The sequence below is a fragment of the Novosphingobium sp. LASN5T genome (genome assembly GCF_003856955.1).
Classification (GTDB): Bacteria; Pseudomonadota; Alphaproteobacteria; order Sphingomonadales; family Sphingomonadaceae; genus Novosphingobium.
Genome location: NZ_RQSI01000011.1, coordinates 72,834 through 90,521, shown reverse-complemented (window position 1 = coordinate 90,521; position 17,688 = coordinate 72,834). Strand labels below are relative to the sequence as shown.

Annotated in this window: 16 protein-coding genes; all 16 read right to left on the bottom strand. The window is 68.3% G+C overall.

The window, feature by feature from the left end:
• Position 1: 1 nt before the first annotated feature.
• Entirely contained in the window at positions 2 to 985 is a 984-nt protein-coding gene (locus EH199_RS09565; protein ID WP_124809025.1) for a D-alanine--D-alanine ligase, read from the bottom strand.
• A 36-nt stretch (positions 986 to 1,021) separates the two neighbouring features.
• Positions 1,022 to 1,984, bottom strand: coding sequence for a UDP-N-acetylmuramate dehydrogenase (gene murB / locus EH199_RS09560; protein WP_124809024.1), 963 nt, complete (start codon positions 1,982 to 1,984; stop codon positions 1,022 to 1,024).
• Positions 1,981 to 3,405 (bottom strand): UDP-N-acetylmuramate--L-alanine ligase, encoded by a 1,425-nt coding sequence (gene murC, locus EH199_RS09555; protein WP_124809023.1) that lies wholly within the window; start codon positions 3,403 to 3,405, stop codon positions 1,981 to 1,983. Before murC ends, murB begins: the two co-directional genes overlap by 4 nt.
• Entirely contained in the window at positions 3,402 to 4,601 is a 1,200-nt protein-coding gene (gene murG / locus EH199_RS09550; protein WP_124809022.1) for an undecaprenyldiphospho-muramoylpentapeptide beta-N-acetylglucosaminyltransferase, read from the bottom strand. Before murG ends, murC begins: the two co-directional genes overlap by 4 nt.
• Complete coding sequence (locus tag EH199_RS09545; RefSeq protein ID WP_124809021.1) at positions 4,598 to 5,827, bottom strand: FtsW/RodA/SpoVE family cell cycle protein; 1,230 nt, start codon at positions 5,825 to 5,827, stop codon at positions 4,598 to 4,600. Before EH199_RS09545 ends, murG begins: the two co-directional genes overlap by 4 nt.
• A gap of 10 nt (positions 5,828 to 5,837) precedes the next feature.
• The gene (gene murD / locus EH199_RS09540) at positions 5,838 to 7,148 is read right to left on the bottom strand and encodes a UDP-N-acetylmuramoyl-L-alanine--D-glutamate ligase (RefSeq protein WP_124809020.1); all 1,311 of its coding nucleotides are present in this window, start codon (positions 7,146 to 7,148) and stop codon (positions 5,838 to 5,840) included.
• A 7-nt stretch (positions 7,149 to 7,155) separates the two neighbouring features.
• The gene (gene mraY, locus EH199_RS09535) at positions 7,156 to 8,220 is read right to left on the bottom strand and encodes a phospho-N-acetylmuramoyl-pentapeptide-transferase (RefSeq protein WP_124809019.1); all 1,065 of its coding nucleotides are present in this window, start codon (positions 8,218 to 8,220) and stop codon (positions 7,156 to 7,158) included.
• On the bottom strand, positions 8,221 to 9,690 hold the full coding sequence (murF, locus tag EH199_RS09530) for a UDP-N-acetylmuramoyl-tripeptide--D-alanyl-D-alanine ligase (protein ID WP_124809018.1): 1,470 nt from the start codon (positions 9,688 to 9,690) through the stop codon (positions 8,221 to 8,223).
• A 3-nt stretch (positions 9,691 to 9,693) separates the two neighbouring features.
• Positions 9,694 to 11,187, bottom strand: a complete 1,494-nt coding sequence (locus EH199_RS09525; protein WP_124809017.1) for a UDP-N-acetylmuramoyl-L-alanyl-D-glutamate--2,6-diaminopimelate ligase — start codon at positions 11,185 to 11,187, stop codon at positions 9,694 to 9,696.
• Positions 11,184 to 12,926, bottom strand: a complete 1,743-nt coding sequence (locus EH199_RS09520) for a penicillin-binding protein 2 (protein WP_124809016.1) — start codon at positions 12,924 to 12,926, stop codon at positions 11,184 to 11,186. The genes EH199_RS09525 and EH199_RS09520 overlap by 4 nt, the downstream gene beginning before the upstream one ends.
• Positions 12,923 to 13,603 carry a hypothetical protein gene (locus tag EH199_RS09515; protein WP_124809015.1) on the bottom strand — a complete coding sequence of 227 codons (681 nt, stop codon included), beginning with the start codon at positions 13,601 to 13,603 and terminating at the stop codon, positions 12,923 to 12,925. The genes EH199_RS09520 and EH199_RS09515 overlap by 4 nt, the downstream gene beginning before the upstream one ends.
• Positions 13,600 to 14,598: a 16S rRNA (cytosine(1402)-N(4))-methyltransferase RsmH gene (gene rsmH, locus EH199_RS09510; RefSeq protein ID WP_223806586.1), complete on the bottom strand. Its 999-nt coding sequence runs from the start codon at positions 14,596 to 14,598 to the stop codon at positions 13,600 to 13,602. Before rsmH ends, EH199_RS09515 begins: the two co-directional genes overlap by 4 nt.
• A complete protein-coding gene (locus EH199_RS09505) occupies positions 14,595 to 15,068 on the bottom strand; it encodes a division/cell wall cluster transcriptional repressor MraZ (protein WP_223806585.1) in 474 nt (157 codons plus the stop codon). Before EH199_RS09505 ends, rsmH begins: the two co-directional genes overlap by 4 nt.
• Positions 15,069 to 15,412: 344 nt before the next feature.
• On the bottom strand, positions 15,413 to 16,174 hold the full coding sequence (locus EH199_RS09500) for an ABC transporter (RefSeq protein ID WP_124809014.1): 762 nt from the start codon (positions 16,172 to 16,174) through the stop codon (positions 15,413 to 15,415).
• A 14-nt stretch (positions 16,175 to 16,188) separates the two neighbouring features.
• Entirely contained in the window at positions 16,189 to 16,584 is a 396-nt protein-coding gene (locus EH199_RS09495; protein ID WP_124809013.1) for a hypothetical protein, read from the bottom strand.
• 15 nt (positions 16,585 to 16,599) lie between these two features.
• Entirely contained in the window at positions 16,600 to 17,610 is a 1,011-nt protein-coding gene (locus tag EH199_RS09490; RefSeq protein WP_124809012.1) for a cysteine synthase A, read from the bottom strand.
• Between the last annotated feature and the right edge of the window lie 78 nt (positions 17,611 to 17,688).

The following is a 17,688-nucleotide window of genomic DNA, read 5'->3' as shown; positions in this document are numbered from 1 at the left end:
TTCAGCCCTTCCCCTGCGCGGCAACAAGGCCCTGCGTGGCGGTCAGGCCCAGCGCGTCGGCCACGATCGCCTCGACCAGATCGGCATAGCTCATGCCCACGTGCCGCGCCTGTTCGGGCACGAGGCTGAGCGGGGTCATCCCCGGCTGGGTGTTCACTTCCAGCAAGAACAGACCCGACAGGCGAGGCTGTTCATCGTCCCAGCGGAAATCGGACCGGCTGGTGCCCTTGCAGCCGAGCAGCACGTGCGCGCGCAGCGCCATGTTCTTGCAAGCCTCGGTGATCTCGGCCGGAATCTCGGCCGGACAGATGTGGTCCGTCATCCCTTCGGTGTATTTGGCGTCGAAATCGTAGAAGCCCGACTTGGGCCGCAGCTCGGTGACGCCCAGCGCCCACGGGCCATCGGCGCCGGCGATGACCGCCGTGGTCAGCTCCCGGCCGCGGATATAGGGTTCGGCCAGGAGTTCGTCGAACTCCTGCCACGGCCCCTTGGCCTCCGCGCTGATCGGGTTGCCATAGTTCCCCTCGGCGGTGACGATGGCGACGCCGACCGACGATCCTTCGTTGACGGGCTTGAGGACATAGGGGCGCGGTAGCGGATCGGCGCGGTGGAGATCGGGAGTGCGGACCATCGTGCCCTGCGGCATGGCGATGCCGTGCGGCACCAGCGCCTGCTTGGTCAGTTCCTTGTCGATCGCGATGACCGAAGTGACCATGCCCGAATGGGTATAGGGAAGGCCCATCAGATCGAGCATCCCCTGTACCGCGCCGTCTTCCCCCGGCACGCCATGCAGCGCGTTGAACACCACATCCGGCTTCGCTTCGGCCAGACGCAGCGCCACCGCGCGGTCCATGTCGATCCGCGTGACCGTGTGGCCGCGCTCTTCCAGCGCCCTGGCGACGCCTTCGCCGGACATCAGCGAAACCGGCCGCTCGTTCGACCAGCCGCCCATCAGGACCGCGACGTGGAGTTTGGGCAATGACACTTCAACAGTCTCCGTTCGTGTCGAGATACAAACCGGTCACGGCTTGCCCACCCGCTGGATTTCCCATTGCAACTCCACGCCCGACTGTTCCTTCACCCGGCGTCGCACTTCTTCACCCAGCGCCTCGATGTCGGCGCTGGAGGCGGTGCCGGTGTTGATGAGGAAGTTGGTGTGCTTTTCGCTGACCTGCGCCCCGCCCACGGTGAGACCCCGGCAGCCGGCACGGTCAACCAGTTCCCACGCCTTTGCCCCATCGGGGTTTTTGAACGTGCTGCCGCCGGTCTTGCTGCGCAGCGGCTGGCTGGCTTCGCGCGCGGCGGAAATGCGGTCCATCTCGGCCTGGATCGCTTGCGCGTCGCCCGGCCGGCCCCGGAACCGCGCGCCGATCACGATCGCGCCTTCGGGCAGTTCGGAATGGCGATAGGTATAGCCCAGGTCCGCGACCGGCAGCGTGACCCGTTCGCCCGAGCGCAGGACCACGTCGCAATCGACCATCACGTCCTTGACCTCGGAGCCGTAAGCACCGCCGTTCATCCGGCAGAAGCCGCCGACGGTGCCGGGGATCGAGCGCAGGAATTCCAGCCCCGCGATGCCGGCATCGCGCGCGGTGGAGGACACGAGAATGCCCGATGCGCCGCCGCCGCAATCGAGCGTGACGCCATCCACCCGCGCCACTTTCGCGAACGCCTTGCCCAGCCGCACCACCACGCCCGGAACGCCACCATCGCGCACGATCAGGTTGGACCCCAGCCCCAGCGCCATGACCGGCACGGCGGGATCGAGATCGCGCAGGAACGCGCAGAGGTCATCCGCGTCCTTCGGTTCGAACAGCCACTGCGCCGCGCCGCCGGACTTGAACCAGACCAGCGGGGCGAGCGGGGCGTTTTGAGTGAGCTTTCCCCGAACCCCGTTCGTGTCGAGCGAAGTCGAGACACCTTGCGCCGCGCTGCCCGTGTCTCGACTTCGCTCGACACGAACGGATGGTGTGGAACTGGTCACGCCGCCACCCCCTGCGCCCTGACGGCATCGGCAAGGCCGGCGGCCCACTTGGTGATGTCGCCCGCGCCCAGGCAGACGATCATGTCACCCGGCTGGACGAGCGGCGCGAGTTCCTGCGCCAGCGCATCCGCCCCGGCGATCAGGTGCGCCGAACGGTGCCCCCGCGCCTTGACGCCTTCGACCAGCGCGGCTGCGTCCACGTCCTCGATCGGCGCTTCGCCGGCGGGATAGACCGGCGCGACATAGACCACGTCGGCATCGTTGAATGCGCCCTGGAAGTCTTCCATGTGATCGCGCAGGCGGGTGAAGCGGTGCGGCTGGACCACGGCGATGACGCGGTTCTGCACGCCTTCGCGCGCGGCGGCGAGCACAGCGCGGATTTCGACCGGGTGATGGCCGTAATCGTCGATGACCACGGCCGAACCACCGTCCACCGCGATCTCGCCCACCTTGGTAAAGCGGCGCTTGACCCCGCCGAACTTGCCGAAGCCGGCGCGGATGAGGTCATCCGACACGCCCATTTCCACGGCGACGGCGACGGCGGCGAGCGCGTTCTGCACGTTGTGGCGGCCGGGCATGGGCAATTCGATGCCCTCGATCCGGCGGAACGAGCCGTCGCGCTGGCGCAGTACGGCGGTGAAACGGTTGCCGCCGGGGATCGGCGTTACGCCCTCGCCGCGCACGTCGGCCTGCGCGGAAAAGCCATAGGTGATGACGCGGCGGTCGCGCACCTTGGGGATGATCGCCTGCACTTCCGGATGATCGATGCACAGCATCGCCGCGCCGTAGAACGGCACGTTCTCGATGAACTCGACGAAGGCCGATTTCACCCGGTCGAAGCTGCCGTAGTGATCGAGGTGTTCGGGATCGATGTTGGTGACGATCGCCAGCGTGCCATCGAGCCGCAGGAACGAACCATCGCTTTCGTCGGCTTCCACCACCATCCAGTCCGACGCGCCAAGGCGGGCGTTCGAGCCGTAGGAATTGATGATGCCGCCGTTGATGACCGTGGGATCGACCCCGCCCGCATCGAGCAGCGCCGCGACCATCGAGGTAGTGGTGGTCTTGCCGTGGGTGCCGGCCACGGCCACGGTGTTCTTGAGCCGCATCAGCTCAGCCAGCATTTCCGCACGGCGCACCACCGGCACGCGCGCTTCGAGGGCGGCGACGACTTCGGGATTTTCGCGCCGGACGGCGGTGGAAGTAACGACCACGGCCGCGCCTTCGACGTTCTCCGCCTTGTGGCCGATCATCACCGCGATGCCGCGCTTGCGCAGGCCTTCGACGACATAGCTTTCGGCGATGTCCGAACCCTGCACCGAATAGCCCATGTTGTGCATGACTTCGGCAATGCCGGACATGCCGATGCCGCCGATGCCGACGAAATGGATCGTGCCGATATCTGTGCCGACACCCTTCATGCGCGGACTCCGGTGTTGCGCGGCACGCTTGCGCCCAGCGCGACCTTTTCCGAAGTAGCTGTCTTGCCGCCTTCCATCCGGATCACGTCCTGAAGCGGCGCCGCACCGAAGCTTTCGACCAGATCCGCCAGATCGGTGACGGCGTTGGGCAGGCCGCAGTTCCAGGCGGCATGCGCGGCGTTGGCGAGGGATTGGGGATGAAGCGCCATGGTCTGAATCTGCTTGGCCAGTTCCTTGGGCGTGAAGCCGGTCTGCCGGATCGCGCGCGCGCCGCCAGCGGCAACGATCTCGCGCGTGTTGGCGGCCTGGTGATCGTCGGTGGCGATCGGCAGCGGCACCAGAATGGCGGGACGGCCCACGGCGGTGAGTTCGGCGATGGTCGAGGCGCCGGCGCGGCCAATGAACAGGTGCGCTTCGGCCAGGCGGCCGGCCATGTCCTCGAAATAGGTGCCGAGTTCGGCCGGGATCTGGTGCGCCGCATAGCGGGCGCGGACGGCCTCCAGGTCTTCCGCGCGGCACTGTTGCGTGACCTGCAGGCGATGGCGCAGGGCGGGCGGCAGCATGGCGAGGCCATCGGGCACGACTTCGGACAGCACCGAAGCGCCCTGGCTGCCGCCGGTGACAAGCACGCGGAACAGGCCTTCCTCGGTAAATTCGGGGAACGGCTCGCTACGCAGCGCCAGCACTTCGGGCCGGACCGGATTGCCGACGAGATGGACCTTGCCCCACAGCTTGGGATCGAGCCGGTCGACCTCGTGATAGGACGTGGCGATGGCGTTGACGCGCTTCGCCAGCAGCCGGTTGACGCGTCCCAGCACCGCGTTCTGTTCGTGGATCACCGTGGGAATACCGGCGGACTGCGCGGCGATCAGCGCCGGGAACGCGGGATAGCCGCCGAAACCGATCACGCAGGACGGTTCGAAGCTTTCGAACAGGCGGAGCGCCATGGCGCGGCCGGCCCAGATCGCGCGCAAGCCCTTCAGCAGCGTAAGCGGGTTCTTGCCCAGCCGGCCCGCCGGCAGGACATGCGCGGGCATGAACGCGGGCTTGCCCGGTATCTTCGCACCGCGATCGTCCGTGACGAGCGCGACGTGATGGCCGCGCCGTTCCAGCTCCACAGCAAGCGCAAAGGCGGGCAGCAAGTGCCCGCCCGTACCGCCAGCGGCGAGGACATAATGCCGTGATACCGCGCTCATTTTCGCGGGAACTCCCCGATCGTGAATGACTCGCGCGTCAGATAGGGATTCCGGCGGGTAATGGCGAGCAGGAAGCCGACCCCGAGCAACAGGGCGATGGTGGACGAACCGCCATAGCTGATGAGCGGCAGCGTCATGCCCTTGGACGGGAACAGTTGCAGGTTGACGAGGATGTTGATGAACGCCTGCCCGACAAGCTGCGCGGTCAGCCCGGCGGCGGCCAGCACGGTGAACAGGTCTTCCTCTTCCACCAGCCGCATCAGCACGCGCACGGCAACCGCGCAGTAGAGCATCACGATCACCGCGCAGGCGATCAGGCCGAATTCCTCGCCTATCACCGAAAAGATATAGTCGGTATGCGCCTCGGGCAGCGCGTTCTTGCGCGCGCCCAGCCACAGCCCGGCCCCGCTCCACCCGCCGGCAACGAGCGTGCGCATGGCAAGGTCAACCTGGTCGAACTCGCTGCCGCCGTTGAGGAAATTGTCGATGCGGTGGGTGGCGTTGGGGTAGAACAGGTAGGCGGCGATCACCAGCATGACGGCCCCGCCAGCAACCCACAGCAACCGCGCGATCGGCAGGCCCGAGAGCAGCACCAGCACGAACCACACCCCGCAGAACAGCACGGTCGAGCCGAAATCGGGCTGGAGCATGAGCAGCCCGCCAATGGTGCAGAGCAGGGCCAGCGAGATGGTGATGACCGGCAGGTTGGGATCGCGCACGCGCCACGAGAGAATCCATGCGACAGTGATCGCGAAAGCCGGTTTCAGGAATTCCGAAGGCTGGAGGCTGAAGCCGATCCAAAGCCAGCGCCTGGCGCCCTTCACCTCGCCGCCGACCAGTGGAACCAGCACGAGCGCCAGCACCATCGCCCCGCACAGCATGATCGCCAACCGCCGCGCCGATTCGCGGGGCAGCAGCGAGGCGATGAACATCACGGTCAGCCCCACCGCCAGCCAACGCAGGTGGATCCAGAAGAAATAGAGGTCGCCCAGCGACTTCTGCGCGGTGGACAGGCGGTGCGCGCTGGCCGGCGACGCGGCGGCCACGGCCACCGCGCCGACGGTGAGCAGGGTGAGGATCAGGCCGAGCAGCACCCGGTCGATCTCGCGCCACCAGATCAGCAGTTCGCTGCGCCGGGTACGGCGGAAACGATGCGCCGCACCGACGAGGCGGACCCCGCCTTCGCGCGTGGTGGTGGTGACGAGGCGTGTGGGAGTGGTGTTCATCGCCGGCCGTTCACCCTTCCCCCGGCCCGCCGGTCAACGCTTCCACGATCTGGCGGAAGGCATCGCCACGCGCTTCGAAATCGCGGAACTGGTCGAAGCTGGCGCAGGCCGGCGAGAGCATGACGACATCGCCCGGCCGCGCGGCGGCGATCGCCTGGCTGACCGCATCGCACAGCATCTCGCTGCGGCTGACGTGCATCACCGGTTCGAGGATCTCGGCGAAGCGCGGCCCCGCCTCGCCGATGGTATAGGCCGCGACGACGTGATCGAAGAACGGCGCGCATTCGTCGAGATCGTCGCCCTTGGGCAGCCCGCCGACGATCCAGTGGATGCGCGGGAACGCGGCCAGCGCGGGCGCGGTAGAGGCAGGGTTGGTCGCCTTGCTGTCGTTAATGAACAGCACGCCGCGCGCCTCGGCCACGCGTTCCATGCGGTGCGGCAAGCCCTTGAACGATTGCAGCGCCGGGCGCCACTGGCTTTCGTTCAGGCCAAGCAGGCGCGCGATTTCCACGGCGATGGCCGCGTTTTGCAGGTTGTGCGGGCCTTGCAGCGAGGGCCAGTCCGCCTGCCCCGCCAGCGCCGCCGGATCGACGACGTGAACGAAGCCCGCGCTTCGGCCAGCCGCTACGTCTTCGGCGATGCGCAGGGTGTGCGGATCGCCGCAGCCGAACACCGCGTGCTGGTCGGCGCGCTGCATGGCGAACAGCCGCGCCTTGGACGCGGCGTAGCCGGCGAAGCCATCGTAGCGGTCCAGGTGATCGGGGCTGAGATTGATCAGCGCGGCGACGTCCGCCGCCAGGCCATAGGTCAGGTCGATCTGGTAGCTCGACAGTTCGAGCACATAGACGCCCCCGGCCGGCAGCGGCTCCTGCCCCAGCACGGGCAGGCCGATGTTGCCGCCCATGCGCACCGGCAGCGCCGCGCTCTTGCACAAGTGATGCACCAGCGCGGTGGTGGTGGACTTGCCGTTGGTGCCGGTGATGGCGACGACACGGTGCGCGGGCAGATCGCCGCGTGCCTGCGCGAACAGTTCGATATCGCCGATCACGGGCACCCCGGCGGCGCGGGCATAGTCCGCGATGGGGTGGCGGTTGAGCGGCACGCCGGGCGAGACGACCACGCCATCGAACCCGGCAAGGTCGATCGTCAGCGGATCGGCGATCGTGGCCCGGCCTTCCAGCGTGGCGCGGGCTTCCTCGCGGTTGTCCCACGCCGTCACCTGCGCACCGCTGGCCAGCAGCGTTTCCACGCTGGTCAGCCCCGACCGGGCGAGGCCGAGGACCGCATAGCGCTTGCCGGCAAAGGCGGAGGAGACGATCATGCCCGGATCATCGCACCTTCAGCGTGGCGAGGCCGAGCAGCGCCAGCACGATCGAGACGATCCAGAAGCGGATCACGACGGTCGATTCCTTCCAGCCGAGCTGCTCGAAATGGTGGTGGATCGGCGCCATGCGGAACACGCGCTTGCCGGTGCGCTTATAGACCGAGACCTGGATGATGACCGAAACGGCCTCCATCACGAACAGGCCACCGACGATCGCCAGCACGATCTCGTGATGGGCAGATACCGCGATCACGCCCAGCGTGCCGCCCAGCGCAAGGCTGCCGGTATCGCCCATGAACACCGCGGCAGGCGGGGCGTTGAACCACAGGAAGGCAAGGCACGCGCCCATCACCGCCGCGCAGTAGATCGCCAGTTCGCCCGCGCCGGGAACGTGCGGAATGCCCAGGTAATGCGCATAGTCCACGCGGCCGGCGAGGTAGGCGATGATCGCGAACGTGCCCGCCGCAATCACCACCGGCATCGTCGCCAACCCGTCCAGCCCGTCGGTCAGGTTCACGGCATTGCCCGCTCCGACGATGACGAAGGCAGCAAAGACGTAGTAGAACGGCCCCAGCGGGATATAGAGGTTGCTGAACACCGGCACGTAGAGGTTGGTTTCCCCCACCACCAGCCAGGCGGCAACGCCCGCGACGACGAATTCGCCAAGCAGCCGAACCTTGGCCGGCACGCCCTTGTGCGCGTACTTGGTGACCTTGTCGTAATCGTCGAGGAAGCCGATCAGGCCGAAGCCGAGCGTGACGACCAGGCAGGCCCAGACATAGCGGCTGGTCACGTCCATCCACAGCAGCAGGCCCAGCGTGAGCGCGATGACGATCATCAGCCCGCCCATGGTGGGCGTGCCGCGCTTGGCGAGGTGGCTTTGCGGCCCGTCCTCGCGGATAGGCTGGCCCTTGCCCTGCCTCACGCGCAGCATGTTGATGAAGCGCGGGCCGATCAGCAGGCCCACGAACAGCGCGGTCAGCAGCGAGGCGCCGGCGCGGAAGCTCTGGTAGCGGAAAAGATTGGTCAGGCCTTCATAGTGAAGCCAGTGCGCCAGCAGATAGAGCATTCAGTTTTCCCTGGCCGTGAGCGCGCGGACAAGCACTCCCAATCCGACCGAATTCGAACCCTTCACGAGCATGGCGTCGCCACCCTCGACCCCTTCGGAAGCAAGGCGTTCAGCCGCTTCCGCCGTCGTTTCCACATGAGCCATCTCGATTCGCCGGGCAAGCGGCGCGGCGGCGCTTTTCCCCAGCGCCTCGGCCAATGGCGCCATTTCGGCACCGACCAGAATCACCCGATCGACACCCGCCTCGATCAGCGGCACGGCCAGTTCGCGGTGATAGCGCGCCTCGTCGGCGCCCAGTTCCTTCATCGCCCCCAGCACGGCGATCCGCCGGCGCGCGGGCGTGGCCCCCAGTTGCAGGATCGTGGCGCGCATCGAGGCGGGGTTGGCGTTGTAGCTTTCGTCGATCAGCAGCGCCTCGCCCGATCCATCGCCGCGCGGCGCGGGAATGCGATGGCGCGCGCCGCGCCCGGCCAGCCCTTCCATCTCCGCGAGCGCCAGCCCGGCCGCGCCAAGATCGCCGCCGACCGCCTCGACAGCCGCCATCACCGCCAGCGAATTGGCGACCCAGTGCGCGCCCGGCATGGCGATGGTGTAGCACAGCTTGCGCATGCCGAGATCGACGGTGACGAGCGTGCCGCCACCCGGGGCAGGAACTGCATCGATCAGCCGGACCTGCGCCTCGCGCGAAACACCGAAGCCGAGCACACGCGCGGCGTGGCGCTCCGCCTTGGCGCGCAACCGGGCGTAGTGCGGGCTATCGGCCGGGACGATCGCGGTGCCGCCCGGCTCCAGCCCTTCGAAAATCTCGCCCTTGGCGTCGGCGATCGCCTCCTCGCCGGAGAAATGGCCGATGTGCGCCGGGGCGATGGTGGTGACGATGGCGACATGGGGGCGGACCAGCCGGGTCAGCGCGGACAGCTCGCCCGCATGGTTCATGCCCATCTCGAACACGCCGAAGCGCGTGCGCGCCGGCATCCGCGCCAGGCTGAGCGGCACACCGACATGGTTGTTGTAGCTCTTGACCGAACGGTGCGCCCGGCCCCGGCTGCCGCGATCGAGCGCGGCGTAAAGCGCTTCCTTGACCCCGGTCTTGCCCGCAGAGCCGGTCACGCCAATGATCCCGGCATCGACTCTCGCACGCGCGGCGCGGCCCAGGTCCTCGAGCGCGTGGAAGGTATCGGCGACGCGGACGTGCGGCCACGGCACATCGCGATCGACCACGGCGGCCTGCGCGCCGCGCCCGAACGCGCCTTCCAGAAAGCGGTGCCCGTCGGCGGCTTCGCCCTTCAGAGCGAAGAACAGATCGCCTTCGGCCACGGCACGGCTGTCGATCTCGATGCCGGAGACGCTGAAATCGCCCGATGCGGTGCCCCCGGTGACGGCGGCGATGTCGCGCGCGGTCCACAGGGCGAGGCCAAGATCGTCACCGGCTTCGACCGGCCAGCTCAGCATGGCGGGGTGGGCGTTCATGGTTCAGGTCCCTCCGGCCGGTCCGGCGCATTCGCGCGCCACCTGCACATCGTCGAACGGCAGGATGCGGGTGGCGTCGCCCCGGCCCACGATCTGCCCCTGTTCGTGGCCCTTGCCGGCGACCAGCACGATGTCATCCCCCGTCGCCTCGGCAATGGCGGCGGCGATGGCCGCACGGCGATCACCGATCTCGCGCGCACCGGCGGTGCAGCCGGCGAGCACGGCCTTGCGGATGTCCGCCGGGTCTTCGCCGCGCGGATTGTCATCGGTGACGATGACGAGATCGGAGCCGGCGCAGGCGGCACGGCCCATTTCCGGGCGCTTGCCACCATCGCGATCCCCGCCCGCACCGAACACGGTGATGAGGCGGCCCTTCACGTGCGGACGAAGCGCGGCGATGGCGGCCTCGATCGCATCGGGGGTGTGCGCGTAATCGACATAGACCGGCGCGCCGGCGCGGCTGATCGCGGCGCGTTCCAGCCGCCCGCGCACCGGCTGGAGCCGGCCGAGCGCCTCGAACGTGCGGTCCGCATCGCCACCAGTGGCCAGCACCAGCCCGGCCGCGACCAGCGCGTTGGCGGCCTGATAGGCGCCGATCAGCGGCAGGTTGACCTTGCGCGTCTTGCGCTGGCCTTCGGCGCCGTATTCGATCTCCAGCGTCTGCCCGAGTTGGGTGGGCGTGCGCGACAGCAGGCGGATGCCATCGCCCTTCGCGCCGACCGTCAGCAGGTTGAGCCCGCGCGCCGCCGCATGGGCCACGGCCTTGCCGGACCAGGCATCGTCGTCCGCCCAGATCACCGCCGTCCCGTCATCGGCCACGACATCATCGAACAGACGCATCTTGGCAGCGAAGTAATCATCCATCGTCGCGTGGTAATCGAGATGGTCGCGGCTAAGGTTGGTGAACGCCCCGGCCACGACGCGCAGGCCCTCGTTGCGGTACTGCGACAGGCCGTGGCTCGACGCTTCGTAGGCGACATGCGTCACGCCCTCACGCGCCAGGCCGGTCATGTTCGAAAGGAACGTGACGATATCGGGCGTGGTGAGGCCGGTGGAAACGGATTCGTCCGCCGTGGTCACGCCCAGCGTGCCGATCGAGGCGGCGGAATAGCCGGCCATGCGCCAGAGCTGCCGCGTCATCTCGACCGTGGAGGTCTTGCCGTTGGTGCCGGTGACGGCGACCACGGTTTCGGGAACGGGCGTGAAGAAGCGCGCAGCGAGCCGGGCAAAGGCGCGGCGCGGCTGCGCGTCGGCGATATGGACCGCGCCCCGCACGACCGCTTCGGGCCGGGCGACGACGGCGACGGCGCCCGCCGCCACGGCATCGGCGATGAAATCCTCGCCATTGAAACGCGCGCCCACAAACGCGCCGAACACGGTGCCGGGCGCGACCTTGCGGTGATCGATGGCGAAGCCGGTCACATCGCCGTCCGCGCCGCCGTCCACGCCATCAGGCAGCGCGAAACCCGCTTCGTGCGCGATGATGCCCAGCTTCATTCCCCGTCTCCGTTGGCGACCAGCGGCGACAGGTCGGTAATATCGACATCGCGGCTGGCATCGGGCACGACGCCCAGCAGCGGCCCGATGCGCGGCACGACCCGGCCGACGATCGGCGCGGCATTCCACGCCGCCGTGCGCTGCCCGGACGTGGCCACAGTGCCCTGCGGTTCATCGAGCATGGCGATCACGACATAGCGCGGCTTGTCCATCGGGAACGCCGCCGCGAAGGTGGCGACCAGCGAGGTCCGTCGATAGCCGCCCGCGCCCGGCTTTTCGGCCGACCCGGTCTTGCCGCCGACGCGGAAGCCCGAAGCGTCGGCCTTGCGGCCCGTGCCATCCACCACGATCATGCGCAGCAGTTGCCGGATGCGCGCGCTGGTGGACGCCTTGAACACGCGGCGGCCCGGCGGCACGCGCGCCGGATCGACCTTGTAGAGCGTGGCCGGGCGCCAGATGCCGCCGTTGACGAGCGCGGCATAGGCGCTGGCGAGATGGAGCGGGGTCACCGCGATGCCGTGGCCGTAGCTGACGGTCATCGTAGTGATCCGCGCCCAGTCCCCCTTGGCATCGGTTCCCCGGGGCCAGAGAGGGAAGCCCCGCGCAGGCAGTTCTATCGTAGGCCGCTCGTTCATGCCGAGCTGCATCATTGTGCGACGAAGGGCTGGTCCGCCGAGCTTGTCGGCGATCTGCGCGGTGACGATATTGGACGAATGAACCAGTGCTTCGGGCACGTTCAGCGACGGGCCGAAGTTGTGGCTATCGTGAATGGTAAAGCCGCCGATATTGAGCGGCCCGGTGGGATAGCGCACCGACAGATCGGTGATGACCCCGGCGTCGATCGCGGCGGCAACCGTAATCGGCTTGAACGTGGAGCCGAGTTCATAGACCTGGTTCGACACGCGGTTGAACACCAGGCCGTTGAACACGCGATCGCTGCGGTTGGGATTGAACGAGGGCAGCGATGCGAGCGCGATCACTTCGCCGGTATCGACATCGAGGATGATGCCGGCCGCGCCCTTGGCGTTGCTTTCCAGCATACCCCGGCCGAGTTCGTCTTCCAGCGCCCCCTGCGCGCGCGCATCGATCGACAGCGCCACGGGATTCGCGCGCTGCGCCGGATCGAGCAGGCGCGGTTCCAGCACCTGCTCCATGCCGACATGGCCCTTGCCCGCCAGATCGACGAAGCCCAGTACGTTCGCCGCGAGCGAGCCCTGCGGATAGTACCGCTGGTTCTCGCGCGGGAATTCCAGCGCGGGTTCGCCCAGCGCGAAGACGTGGTTGGCCTCTTCGGGCAGGACACGCTTGCGCAGGTAGCTGGGCTTGTCGGACTTCAGGCGGCGGACGAGATCGTCATAGTCCGCATCGGGAAAGATCTGGACCAGCGCGCGCGCCACTTCTTCGGGCGTCTTGACCAGCGGGCTGCCGCCCTTTTCGCCGAACGCCTTGGGGTTGTACCACAGCGAATAGGACGGGAACGCCCGCGCCAGCGCAACGCCGTTGCGGTCGGTGATCTCGCCGCGTTCGGGCACCAGCGCATCGGCCATCGAGCGCCGGTCGGGGCTGCCTTCGAACAACCCGATCTGGACGACGCGCATGAGCGCCGTGGCCGTCAGGAACACGAAAGCGAGCAGGATAAAGAGCGCGCGTTTTTTGGCCGTCAGCAGCGCGCTCTGACGGACATTGGCCAGCTGGACCCGGCCCGATGCGATCGCGGCGGATGCGGTTAGCGCGTTCACCGGCTGATCCTGCCCTCCTTGTGCGGCGTTCCCGTCCGGGGCTTGCCAGCGGCGCTGGCCGAGCGCGAGGCGGAGGACTTGGCGGAGCCTCCCTTGTCCACAGATTTGCCGTTAGCGGTCTTGGCCGCCTTCTTCTTCGCGGCGGGCGCTGCGCCTTCGGCAGCGCGCGGACGGCCGACCGTGCCAAGCCGTTCGCCCAGCGCGGCGGTGGCCGTGGCGTGATCGACATGCGCCGCCGGCGCGTCGGTCTGCGCGATCGCTTCTTCCGCCTGCGCCGACTTGCCGGTGAGCGGCGAGACCATCGCGGGGAACGCGGCCGAGGCGATCACGCTGTCATCGGCCGAGGCGACGCGGATCGGCGCGGGCGCATCGGGATCGGCCGGCTTGCTGAGCGAGGCGAGCTGCCGTTCGTTCTCGAGATACTGCCCGGCGGTGGGTGCCACATAGCCGAATTCGATGTCGTTCCACGACTTGAGCTGCTGCTGGTTGGCGCGCGTTTCGAATTCGGTTTCGAGGTACATCTTCTCCTGCTTGAGCGCGACGATGCGCTGCTCCGCGCGATGCACCTGGCTGCGCAGCGCGTTGACGCGGAACGACAGCGCCAGCACCACCGCCCCGCACAGCGCGAGCAGGACGACCCAGCCGATCGAACGCAGGCGGTTGGCGGTCACGATCATGCGGCGAGGCTCCCGGATGTGGCGCGCGCGGGCGCAGCGGTGCGAACCGCCCAGCGCAAGGTGGCGGAGCGGGCACGCGGGTTGCGCGCCTCTTCGGCGGAGGTGGGACGGATGGCGGACGAAGGCTTTTCGAAAACCGGCTTCGCGGTGCTGGCAAGCTGCGGCAGATGGCGCGATCCAGCGGGCATGGCGCCAGCCGCTTCGCGCAGGAACTGCTTGACGATGCGGTCTTCCAGGCTGTGGAAGCTGACCACGGCGAGCCGCCCGCCCTGCGCGAGCATCCGTTCCGCTCCGGCCAGCCCGGCGATGAGTTCGTCGAGTTCGCCGTTCACATGGATGCGGATCGCCTGAAAGCTGCGCGTGGCCGGGTCCTTGGGCGCGCCGGGGCGATGGCCCAGCGCCTTGCGCACAACGGCGGCAAGCTGGCCGGTGGTTTCCAGCGGACGCGCCGCCACGATCGCGCGCGCCACGCGGCGCGACTGGCGCTCCTCGCCATAGCGGTAGAGCACGTCGGCGATCGCCTGCTCGTCCGCCTCGTTGAGGAAATCGGCCGCGCTCGGCCCGTCCTGCGACATGCGCATGTCAAGCGGGCCGTCCGAAGAGAACGCGAAGCCGCGCGCGGCCTGATCGAGCTGCATCGAGCTGACGCCGATGTCGAAGACCACGCCCTGCACGGCGGTGACGCCGGCTTCGGCCAGCCCTTCGGCCAATTCCGAGAACCGGCGCGGATGCAGCACCAGGCGCGGCGCATCGCCCTGCGCCTCGGGCCAGCGCCGCCCGGCGGCGATCGCGTCGGGATCGCGATCGAAGGCGTGGACGGTGGCACCGGCGGCAAGCAGGCGGCGGGTATAGCCGCCCGCGCCGAACGTGGCATCGACGATCACGTCGCCCGGCGACGGCGCGAGCGCTTCCACCACTTCATCGAGCAGGACGGGAACGTGCGGGCCGAATCCGGTTGCGGGACCGGTTTCGGACGAAGACACCGGCGCGGTCACTTGCGCTTCCCCTTCGCCAGATCCGCCATCTTGGCGCGGCAACCGGCCTGCGCCGCTTCCCAGCCTGGCCCCATTTCGAGCAGGATGCGGGGATTCCAGATGGTGATCTGGGTGCCGCCACCCTGGAAGAACAGTCCGTCCTCCACCTGGCCGAGTTCGGCGAGATGGTCGGGCAGGACGAAGCGGCCGGAATCGTCGAAGCTGGCGCGGTGGAAGCCGTAGAGCTGCGCGGCACGCATGTCGCGATCGAAGTCAAGGCCGAGGCGAAGCGCCTTGTCCTCTTCGCGGTCGATGTCGGCGGCGAACTGTTCGCTGCGGGAAAGGCCGAAGCCGACCAGGCAGGGCAGGCGGTGATGCTTGTCGATGCAGAGGATGCGCTGACCGTCAGACGCGTCGCGGACATCGGCGCGGAAATCGGAGGGCAGGACGAAGCGACCCTTTTCGCCGCGCGGCGAAAAGCCCTGTCCCACGTAATTTGACGGCCCTCCCGCCACGCCGAATACCCCGCTCGAAGACGAAAGGCTCCACCCCCGGCCCACGCTCGCGCGCAAGCCGGCCGATCCCCCGCGGATACGGCCTGGAGTTCATCCCGATGGACCATCATTAACCGGGGACATCACGGGCGGAAAGGGGAAAATGCGGGAAATTACGTCCAGAACCTGAATCCCAAGCACTTTTTCCACACGCTTCATCGCAATGTTGCACGTTGTACTTGATTTGTTTCTATCTGGAAACGCCCGAAAAATGCGGGACTCGTGCGACTCCGCACCTAAGCCCCTCCGCCTTTCCCGTATTTTCCCGTGGAGTCGCCGGCTCAGCCCGCGAACGCGGCTTCCAGCAACGAATCCAGCGCCGCCGCGCGCTTTCCGTCGGCGTCGGAGGGTTCGAACAGCGCGGCATCGGCCACGATGAGCGCGCGGCCCCGCCCGATCCGGCAGCGCGCGATCAGCCCTTCGCGCACGATCGCGCATCGCGCGTCATGACCGCCCGGGCGCGGCGCGAACTGCCCGGGCAGATTGACGGGAAGCGCAGCGCCCGCGTTTTCCCGCGCCGCGTCATGCTCGCCCGCCGGCTGATCCTCGTCGAAGCGCAATTCCAGGCCCCAGCGCGCGAGGATGGGCGAAAGCAGCACGATGTCCTGCGGGCGGCGGCGGTCGCCCAGCGCATAGGTGCTGTCCGCCGTGAGCATCGGATCGGCGAACAGCAGCAGACGCCCCCCCGCCCGCACCCAGTCATCCAGCGCGACATTCTCCTGCGGCGCGAGCGGACGGGGTTGCGCCAGCAGCAGGAAGCGCGCGTCCAGCGGCGGGGCCAGCAGCGTATCGCGCGCGACGAGCGTGTAGCGCGCCTCCAGCGCGCGGCGCGCCCAGTGCGGCGGCGCATCGGCGCGCAGCATGGCAGCCAGGTCCGGCGTTTCGTTCCACAGGATCGGCAGGCTGGTGAACAGCATCAGGCGTGGACGCTCCTGCGCGGAGACCGCGCGCGAGCTGCTGGATTTCCACGCCACAGCCGCGCCCACCACCAGCGCGCAGACCAGCAGCGCCGCGCCGAAGCGCCACCGGCGCGATACAGCCATGCGCGCGACGGAAATCAGTGCTGGGGCGCGGCGGCGGGCGCCGTCTTGTCGGACGGACGGTTGGCCGCGGGCAGTTCCGGCGTCACACCCATGTCGACCAGCGGATCGTTCGCCGGCGTGGTGCTGGCCGATGCGGACGCGTCGGGATCGGCCACGGCCGAAGCATCGGCCATGTAGGCGCGATCGAGAATGACGTTGGCCAGGCCTACGAGCAGCAGCATCGCCGCCAGCCCGAACAGCCCGATCTGGAGCCGGTGGACCACTTGCGCGCGCAGCTCGCGCGGAGTGGGCGGAACGTGGTGAATGGGCGCCTTCGCCATGCCGCCCGCCTGCGCCGCGCCATGGCCCGCGCCCGGCACGGATTGCGCGGCGCGGCCGGATCGACGCGAAGGGAAGCCGAACAGAGCCATCCCGGGCAGATTATCCTATTGTTGCAGCCATGGAAATACCGGCAGATTCTTCGCCTTCAGCCATTCCGGGTTGTAGAGCGAGGACAGGTAGCGGAAGCCGGTATCGCACAGGATCGTGGCCACGCGCGGGTGCGGCCGCCCTTCCGCCACCAGCTTGCGCCCCAGCGCCACTGCGCCGGCCACGTTGATCCCGCTCGACAGGCCGAGGCACAGCCCTTCCTCGGCCAGCAAGCGGCTGACCCACAGCAGGCCTTCCTCGTCCGAGATGCGGAACTGGGTATCGATCGGCGCGCCTTCGAGGTTGGCGGTGATGCGCCCCTGCCCGATCCCTTCGGCCACCGACGCCCCTTCGGCCTTCAACTCGCCGCAGGCGTAGTAGTTGTAAAGCGCCGCGCCGTGCGGATCGGTGAGCGCGATCGTGATGTCCTCATCGAACGCCTTGAGGCCCAGACTGGTGCCGGCGATGGTGCCGCCGGTGCCCGCCGCGCAGGTAAAGCCGTCGATGCGGTGCTCCATCTGCTCCCAGATTTCGGGCGCGGTGCTTTCGATGTGCGCGCGGCGGTTGGCGATGTTGTCGAACTGGTTTGCCCAGATCGCGCCTTCGGTCTCCTCGGCGATGCGGCGCGAGGTGTGGACGAAGTGGCCGGGATTGGAAAACGGCGCGGCGGGAACGAGCACGAGTTCGGCGCGCAGCGCGCGCAGCGTGTCCATCTTCTCGCGCGATTGCGTTTCGGGCATGACGATCACGGTCTTGTAGCCGAGCGCGTTGGCGACGAGCGCGAGGCCGATGCCGGTGTTGCCCGCCGTGCCTTCAACGATCGTGCCGCCGGGCTGGAGCAGGCCCTTCTCCTCGGCATCGCGCACGATCCACAGCGCGGCCCGGTCCTTCACCGACGCGCCGGGGTTGGCGAATTCGCACTTGCCGAAGATGTCGCACCCCGCTTCCTCGCTTGGCCCCTTGAGCCGGACGAGCGGAGTGTTGCCGATGAGCGAAAGCGTGTCGGGAAGAAGGACGGGTACGGTCATGGTCAAGGAGTTAGGCGGCCCGTGTGCGTTCCGCAATCCGTTTGCGGCTTGGTCCGCGACAAATCCCGCTTTCCTCCG